At 68.0% G+C, this 7,931-nt stretch carries 9 protein-coding genes; 8 read left to right on the forward strand and 1 reads right to left on the reverse strand.

The features are described from left to right. Positions 1-202: 202 nt before the first annotated feature. Positions 203-952 (reverse strand): transcriptional repressor LexA, encoded by a 750-nt coding sequence (gene lexA / locus Y706_RS0115005; RefSeq protein ID WP_028277234.1) that lies wholly within the window; start codon positions 950-952, stop codon positions 203-205. A 517-nt stretch (positions 953-1,469) separates the two neighbouring features. On the opposite strand from lexA, the gene Y706_RS25695 reads away from it, so the two are divergent. The 8 genes from Y706_RS25695 to Y706_RS0115045 all read left to right on the forward strand — a co-directional run bounded on the left by Y706_RS25695 (position 1,470) and on the right by Y706_RS0115045 (position 7,815). Continuing rightward, entirely contained in the window at positions 1,470-1,904 is a 435-nt protein-coding gene (locus Y706_RS25695; protein WP_028277235.1) for a LysM peptidoglycan-binding domain-containing protein, read from the forward strand. Positions 1,905-1,972: 68 nt separating this feature from the next. After that, the gene (locus Y706_RS0115015) at positions 1,973-3,091 is read left to right on the forward strand and encodes a histidinol-phosphate transaminase (RefSeq protein WP_028277236.1); all 1,119 of its coding nucleotides are present in this window, start codon (positions 1,973-1,975) and stop codon (positions 3,089-3,091) included. 71 nt (positions 3,092-3,162) lie between these two features. After that, positions 3,163-3,789, forward strand: coding sequence for an imidazoleglycerol-phosphate dehydratase HisB (gene hisB / locus Y706_RS0115020; protein ID WP_028277237.1), 627 nt, complete (start codon positions 3,163-3,165; stop codon positions 3,787-3,789). Then, positions 3,786-4,535, forward strand: a complete 750-nt coding sequence (gene hisH / locus Y706_RS0115025; protein ID WP_028277238.1) for an imidazole glycerol phosphate synthase subunit HisH — start codon at positions 3,786-3,788, stop codon at positions 4,533-4,535. Before hisB ends, hisH begins: the two co-directional genes overlap by 4 nt. Beyond that, the gene (locus Y706_RS29580) at positions 4,536-4,694 is read left to right on the forward strand and encodes a hypothetical protein (protein WP_164468561.1); all 159 of its coding nucleotides are present in this window, start codon (positions 4,536-4,538) and stop codon (positions 4,692-4,694) included. A 42-nt stretch (positions 4,695-4,736) separates the two neighbouring features. After that, a complete protein-coding gene (priA, locus tag Y706_RS0115035) occupies positions 4,737-5,483 on the forward strand; it encodes a bifunctional 1-(5-phosphoribosyl)-5-((5-phosphoribosylamino)methylideneamino)imidazole-4-carboxamide isomerase/phosphoribosylanthranilate isomerase PriA (RefSeq protein ID WP_028277239.1) in 747 nt (248 codons plus the stop codon). Between the two features lie 14 nt (positions 5,484-5,497). Beyond that, positions 5,498-6,439 carry an SseB family protein gene (locus Y706_RS0115040; RefSeq protein ID WP_253906803.1) on the forward strand — a complete coding sequence of 314 codons (942 nt, stop codon included), beginning with the start codon at positions 5,498-5,500 and terminating at the stop codon, positions 6,437-6,439. Positions 6,440-6,501: 62 nt separating this feature from the next. Next, positions 6,502-7,815, forward strand: coding sequence for an MFS transporter (locus Y706_RS0115045; RefSeq protein ID WP_028277241.1), 1,314 nt, complete (start codon positions 6,502-6,504; stop codon positions 7,813-7,815). The last annotated feature ends 116 nt before the right edge of the window (positions 7,816-7,931 follow it).

Below are 7,931 nucleotides of genomic sequence, written 5' to 3' on the forward strand. Positions count from 1 at the left end.
GCCGCGCTGCCGCCGTTCTGGCCCACCACCGATTCATCGATAGCCATGGCAGCCCTGAAGCGCCTGGCGAAAGACTCCGCGAAAGCCTAAGCCCCAACCGGGGCCGCCACCCTGCGCCGGAAATCCGCCGCGGGGTGGCCGCTCCGAACTGGCGGCATGGCCCGGGTCGGCTAAGGGGAGCGCAGTTTAGAGGGAGCGCAGTTTAGAGTGAGCGCAGTACCGAGACGACCTTGCCCATGATGACGGCGTGGTCGCCCAGGATGGGCTCGTACTGGGTGTTTTGCGGCAACAGCCACGTGTGGCCGTCCCGCTGGCGGAAGGTCTTGACCGTGGCTTCGTCGTCCAGCAGGGCGGCAACGATGTCGCCGTTTACGGCATCGCCCTGGCGGCGGACAACCACCCAGTCCCCGTCGCAGATGGCGGCGTCGATCATCGAGTCGCCGGCGACCTTGAGCATGAAGAGTTCGCCATGGCCCACGAGCTGGCGGGGCAGCGGCATGACGTCCTCCACCACCTGGTCCGCGAGGATCGGCCCGCCGGCGGCGATGCGCCCGACGAACGGCACCATTGCCGTGTCGGTGGCGCTGGCCAGCTCAGTCACTGACAGGCCGCCGACGGCCCGCAGGCCGCTTGACTTCTCTACACCGGAAATCGGTGTGGTCCCCTCGTCCAGGGTCAGCGGCATGAGCACTTCCATGGCCCGCGGGCGCTTCGGATCACGCCGCAGGTAGCCGAGCTTTTCGAGCTGGGAGAGCTGGTGGGTCACGCTCGAGAGGCTGGCGAGACCGACGGTGTCGCCGATTTCGCGCATGGACGGCGGATAGCCCTTGTCCGTGACGGACCGCTGGATGGTCTCCAGAATTTTCTTTTGCCGGACGGTGAGGCTCTTGGGGGCCCGGGCGGGCTGCGGGCTCCGTGGGGTGGCCCTGCCGCCGGTGGCTTGTGCTGCCATGTTCGCCAACGCCTTTCCGTTCCGCCCGGCTGCCGTGGCTGCTGTCACCGGGAACTTCCGGCCTGAAATGTCAGACCCTGCTGATCAACTACGAATGAATTCCCACGGGTAGTTCGAAAGTGGGAGTTCGAAAGTGGTTGTCCTGTCCCTCAAAAATAGGCCAGCCGCAGACCTTTTTCAAACATTTGTTCTAGCGAGTCTCGACATCGTTCGTTAGTAAGTGCTAAAACAGAACTAGCAAGATTCGAATATGTGTTCGATTCTGACGATCTGGGTTCGCAAGCGATGTTCGGTTCTATGTTCGAAGGTTCGGCCGGTTGGCGGCGAGTACGTGAGTACGCCGGGCGGCAACTTATGGTCCAGGAGGGCTCAGTTCATGTCAGTTTCAAGCGCGTTTGACGGCACTAACATTCAGGGCGTCACGACCCGCCACCGCGGTGTTGGTCCACGTGGCGCAGCGGCTCGCCGCAACATCGGACACGGCAGCCTCGGACACGGCAGTCGCGACCAAGGCGGCATGGGCCAGGGTGGTTCCCTTCACGGCAACGTGTACCCGCTCAACGCCAGGCGCCGCGGCGCCGCTACGTCGCAGGCGCCGCAAGGGGCCGCCGCCGCGGTTTCCGGCGGCCGGACCAAACAGCCGCCGCTGCGGCTCACCCGGCGCGGACGCTTCGTCTTCTTCGGTGTCCCGCTGATCCTGCTGGCGGCGTTCATCCTGTCGTTCAGCGGATTCCTCAACGCTCCCGCGAAAGCGGCAGATTCCGCAGACCAGCTCTCGGTGACGCCGACCGTATCCGTCACAGTCCAACCGGGGGAGTCCCTCTGGGCCATTGCCGGGTCGGTGGCTCCGGAGCGCGATCCCCGCGACGTCGTGGCCGACATCGTGGAGCTGAACAATCTGGACGCCGCGCGTGTGATGCCGGGCCAGCAACTGTTCGTCCCGTCCAAGTAACCACCCCCGGGTGGCGTCGCGGGCGTCACAGTTTCAGCGCCCGTCCCGCTACCACTTAAACTGGTCACGTGACTGACCAGCTTGAGCGCCTCAACCGACTGCCCCTCCGAACTAATCTGCGTGGCCTGCGTCCGTATGGCGCGCCGCAGCTGGACGTCCCCATCCTGCTCAACGTCAACGAGAACACCCATGGGGTCCCGGCCGATGTCCGCGCAGCGATCACCGAGGCCGTGAGTGCCGCCGCTGCCGGGCTGAACCGCTATCCGGACCGCGAATTCACCGAATTGCGCGAAGCCCTCGCCGAATACCTTGGCCATGGGCTGGACGCGGAGAACATCTGGGCCGCGAATGGTTCCAACGAAGTCCTTCAGCAGATCCTCCAGGCCTTCGGCGGCCCCGGCCGGACGGCCCTCGGGTTCCCTCCCACGTATTCGATGTACCCGCTGCTGGCCTCTGGCACGGATACGGAATACGTCGTCGGGGCCCGCGCGTCAGACTATGGGCTCAGCGCGGACTCGGCGGCACAGCAAGTCCGCGAGCTTCAGCCCAACATTGTCTTCCTCTGTTCCCCGAACAACCCGACCGGCACGGGGCTTGGCCTTGATGTGGTCGAGGCCGTTTATGACGCCGGCGAGGCCAGCCAGACCATCGTGATCGTCGACGAGGCGTACCACGAGTTCGCCCACGACGGCACGCCCAGTGCCCTCACCCTGCTCCCTGGCCGGGAGCGGCTCATCGTCTCGCGCACCATGAGCAAGGCCTTCGCCCTCGCGGGTGCGCGGCTCGGCTACATGGCCGCGGCACCGGAGGTCGCTGATGCCCTGCGCCTGGTCCGTCTCCCGTACCACCTTTCCGCCATTACCCAGGCTGCGGCCCTGGCTGCCTTGCACCACCGGGAGGCGCTCATGGCGGACGTTGAGGACATCAAGCGGCAGCGCGACCGGATCGTGTCGGAACTGACGCGGTTGGGCTTGACCCCGGCCGCGTCCGATTCCAACTACGTGTTCTTTGGCGGCCTCGAGAACCCCCATGAGGTTTGGCAGCGGATGCTGGACGCCGGTGTCCTCATCCGGGACGTCGGTATTCCGGGGCACCTGCGCGTCACCGCGGGGACTGAGACAGAAACCACAGCCTTCCTGGAGGCACTTGAACTTATCCTGGCCGGCTCCGCAAAGCCGCAGGCCTAGACTTGGTGGGGAGCCTGATCGTCCCCGCCAGATTGCCCAGCACCCTGCCTTCTTCCAAAGGACACATCTACATGAGCACCACCGGATCCACCACCGCCGAGGGCCGGACCGCACGCATGGAACGGACCACCAGCGAGTCCTCGGTCCTGGTCGAGATCAACCTGGACGGCACCGGCGTTTCAGACATCAGCACGTCGGTCCCGTTCTACGACCACATGCTGACAGCCCTCAGCAAGCACTCCCTGATCGACATGACCGTCAAGGCCACCGGCGACACCCACATCGATGTCCACCACACTGTCGAGGACGTGGCCATCACTTTCGGCGAGGTTCTGCGGACCGCGCTGGGCAACAAAGCCGGGATCCGCCGTTTTGGCGAGGCGACCGTTCCCCTCGACGAGGCCCTCGCGCAAGCTGTCGTGGACGTCTCCGGCCGTCCCTACCTGGTCCACGCCGGCGAGCCGGCAGGCCAGGAATACCACCTGATCGGCGGCCACTTTACGGGCTCCCTGACCCGCCACGTTTTTGAGGCGATCACCCTTCACGCCGGGATCTGCCTGCACATGAACGTCACCGCCGGGCGCGACCCCCACCACATCGTCGAGGCCCAGTTCAAGGCCTTTGCCCGTGCCCTGCGCGCCGCCGTCGAGCCGGATCCCCGCGTCGAGGGCATCCCGTCGACAAAGGGTGCTTTGTGACCGGCCCGCTGCTACGCGACGGGGCCATCATCGACCTCGCCGCCGCGACCAAGCCGGTCTCTCCGCAGGGAAAGCCCACCGTTACGGTGCTGGACTACGGCTCCGGGAATGTCCGGTCCGCCGTCCGCGCGCTGGAGCGGGCCGGCGCCGAAGTCATCCTCAGCTCCAAGGCTGAGGATGTCCTCAATGCCGACGGCCTCGTCGTCCCCGGTGTGGGCGCCTTCGAAACCGTCATGCGCGAACTCAAGGCCGTTGACGCCATCCGGATGATCGGCCGCCGTGTCGCCGGAGGCCGTCCCGTGCTGGCCATCTGCGTCGGGCTCCAAGTGCTGTTCGAGGCCGGCGTCGAACACGGCACCGAAGCCGAGGGCATGGGGGAGTGGCCCGGCAAGGTGGAACTGTTGCCTGCCGACGTCGTGCCCCACATGGGCTGGAACACCGTCGCCGTCCCCGAAGGGTCCAGGCTCTTCGCCGGGGTTGAGGACGAGCGTTTCTACTTCGTGCACTCCTACGGTGTCCAGAAGTGGGACTTCGACGTCATCCAGCCGCGGATGGCTGCGCCGCTGGTGACCTGGTCCGACCACGGTGCCCCGTTCATCGCGGCCGTGGAGAACGGCCCGCTGTGTGCCACCCAGTTCCACCCGGAGAAGTCCGGCGACGCCGGCGCCCGGCTGCTGCGCAACTGGGTCGAGGGCCTGCGCCCCGCAGCCCCGGACCGGACCGCAGCCCCGGAAGGGACCGCCTAGATGTGGTCCCTGGTGCTTATGGGCGTGGCCGGCCTGCTGGTTGGCGGCGGGATCTCCTTCCGCCAGCAGAAAAGTCCGCTCTGGGTGCAGATCGTTTTCTACATCCTCGCCGGCATGTCGCTGCTGGCCGCCTACCTCCTGACCCTGCCGGCGTCCTGACCGCCCCCTCCCCACCACCATCCCCAAGCTGAGGACTCCACGATGACCACCGAAACCCCGCTGCCCGTACTCGAGCTCCTGCCCGCCGTCGACGTCGTCAACGGACAGGCCGTCCGGCTCGTACAGGGCGAAGCAGGCAGCGAGACGAGCTACGGCACCCCGCTGGAGGCCGCCCTCAACTGGCAGCAGCAGGGGGCTGAGTGGGTGCATCTGGTCGACCTGGACGCCGCGTTTGGTCGCGGTTCCAACGCCGATCTCCTGCGCGAGGTCGTCGGCCGGCTCGATATCAAGGTGGAGCTCTCCGGCGGCCTGCGCGACGACGAATCCCTTGAGAAGGCCCTCGACCTCGGCGTCGCCCGCGTCAACCTGGGCACGGCGGCACTGGAGAACCCGGAATGGACGGCCCGGGTGATCGATCGCTTCGGCGACAAGATTGCCGTCGGCCTGGATGTCCGCGGCACCACCCTCGCCGGCCGGGGCTGGACCAAGGAAGGCGGGGACCTCTGGGACGTGCTCGGCCGCCTCGAGGACGCCGGCTGCGCCCGGTACGTCGTGACCGATGTGACCAAGGACGGCACGCTCCAGGGCCCCAACGTCGAACTCCTGCGCCAGATGGTCGAGAAAACGGGCAAGCCGGTGGTCGCCTCCGGCGGCATTTCCAGCCTCGAGGATCTCAAGGTCCTGCGCTCCCTGGTGCCGCTCGGCGTCGAAGGCGCCATCGTCGGCAAGGCCCTCTACAACGGCAACTTCACCCTGCCCGAGGCCCTCGACGTCGCCGGCCGCCGCTAGCGGCGAAGGCGCCCATGACGCACACCCACGACGCCCACGACCCCAATAACCCCCACGAGACAGTGCAGGCAGGGACCGGGGCGGGTCCCGTCCGGCATCTGCCCGGGCACATCGCGGCGGCCCTTGCCGGCGCCGGCGGGGCCACCGACTCCGCCGGCCAACCCTGGGCAGGGCGCAGCCTGTCCGGCGATGACGCCAAGATCCACAATTTCGACAACGACGAGGGCACCGCCGACGCCGGCTATCTGGCGGCTTTGTCCGACCTCGCAGCGGGCACTGGCGACGAAGCGGCCGTGGTGGCGGCGCTGGCCACCGCCCGGGTGTTCGTGCCAATCCTCGCCCAGCTCGCCGAAGAGGGCGAGGCCGCGGCCGGCCCCAACGGGGATCCGCTGCACTCGGACAAGCAAGCCGACATGGCCCTGGTGACGCTCAAGGCGCCGGACGGGCGGACGGCCATGCCGGTGTTCACCTCGGCGGCGTCACTTTCGGCGTGGCACCCGGAGGCCAGGCCGGTCGCCGTGTACGCGGCCCGGGCCGCCTTGTCAGCGGTCGCGGAAGGCGCGGAGCTGCTCGTGCTCGATCCCGGCTCGGAAGTGACGTTCGTGGTCCGCCGGCCGGCAGTCTGGGCCCTCGCCCAACAGCAGCCATGGACGCCGTCATACGCCGATCCCGATCTCGCCGGGGCACTCGGGGAAGGCGCGGTTGGCTTTCCGGCGGTCCGCCGTGTTGAAATTCATCCGGGGGGTGGAGTTGCCTCGGCTACGGCCGATGGCAGGCGGCTCCCCGGTGGGGGAGCCGGCCCGGAACTCCGTGTGGTCCTCTACCTTGAAGACGGTCTCGACGCCGCCGGCGTGCAGTCGATCGTCGCCGGCCTCAATAACGCCTGGGCCCGGAATGAAATCTTTGCCGAGCGGGTTGATTCGATCGAGGTCAAGCTGCAGCGCGCAGCACCATAGCTGACGGCCCAACGGGGGGACCTCCCGGTGCTGCCGTGGGCAGTACCAGAAGGATATAGTCCGTGAATTTCGCGCTTTACCGTCAGCTGCTGGCCATCCGGCCCATCAGACGCCTCCTGTTGGTCGGCATGATCGCCCGCATACCGCACTCGGCGGCCGGCGTCCTGCTGACCCTGCACATCGTCCTGACCCTCGGCCAGGGCTACGCCGCCGCCGGAGCGGCCGCCGCCGTGATGACGATCGGTATCGCCGTCGGCGCGCCCTGGCGCGGACGCCGGGTCGACACCGTGGGGCTGCGAAAGGCGCTGATTCCGTCTGTGGTCTCCGAGGCCGTGATCTGGTCGATCGTGCCGCACGTGTCCTACGAAGCCCTGTTGCCCCTGGTCTTCATCGGGGGCCTGCTGACCCTGCCTATCTTCAGCGTGGTGCGGCAGTCGCTGGGCGTGCTGGCCCCCGGGGAACAGCGCCGGACTGCCTTTGCGCTCGACGCCATCGCCACCGAGCTGGTCTTCATGATCGGCCCGGCCGTCGGGGCCGTCGTCGCCACCAGCGGCCAGTCCGTCCTGGGCCTGACAGTCGTGGGAGTGGCCACATCCGTCTCCGGGCTCTTCCTGATGTGGTTCAACCCGCCCACCCGGAGTGCTTCCCCGGACGCCGGGCTTGAGGCGCAGGAGCTGGAGTGCGCGGAAGCCGCAGTGGTCGCCGCCGCGCCGGCCCATCTGCAGGAGGCCGCAGCCGAACTGGCACCCCTGGCGGCCGCCGCCGAGGAGCGCCGCCGGCGGGGATCCGGCCTGCGCCACCGGGTCATCCACAACTTCAGCTGGTTCACCGCCGCCGTAGCCGCCGTGTTTGCCGTCGGCGCCGGTGCCGGCATGGTCCTCAGCGGCACCGACGTCGGCATCGTCGCGGCGCTCCAGACCGGCGGCCACCAGGCCGAAATCGGCATCGTGTTCCTCTTCTGGTGCGCGGCCTCGGTGGTGGGCGGCGTCCTCTACGGTGCCATGCACCGGGCCGTTTCCCCGATCCTCCTGTTGCTGGGGATGTCAGCGCTGACGGTCCCGATGGCCTTCGCGACCGACGTCTGGACGCTCAGCCTGCTCGCGTTGCTGCCGGGTCTGCTGTGCGCGCCGGTGTTGTCCGCGGCCTCGGAAAAGGTGGCCGAACTGGTGGATGAAAGCCGGCGCGGCGAGGCGATGGGCTGGTACGGGTCATCGCTCACCGGCGGAGTGGCCCTGGGCGCGCCGCTTGCCGGGCTGTTCATTGACCTCATCGGCCCGTCGGCCGGCTTCGTCTCAGTGGGGTTGGCGGGCGTGGCCCTCTGCCTGGTGGGACTGGCCCTGCAACAGGTCCGGCGCAGCCGCCTGGCCCGCGTCTGAACGCGGGTCGGCCCCACTGCGCCAACCCGGGCACGCGCCCGGGCCGTGCGGACGCAAGATCGTGCGGACGGAAAATCGTGCGAACGGAAAAATAGCGACGCCGGCGGGCGGACCTG

This window comes from Arthrobacter sp. I3, assembly GCF_000520575.1.
In the GTDB taxonomy this organism is placed as follows: Bacteria; Actinomycetota; Actinomycetes; order Actinomycetales; family Micrococcaceae; genus Arthrobacter; species Arthrobacter humicola_A.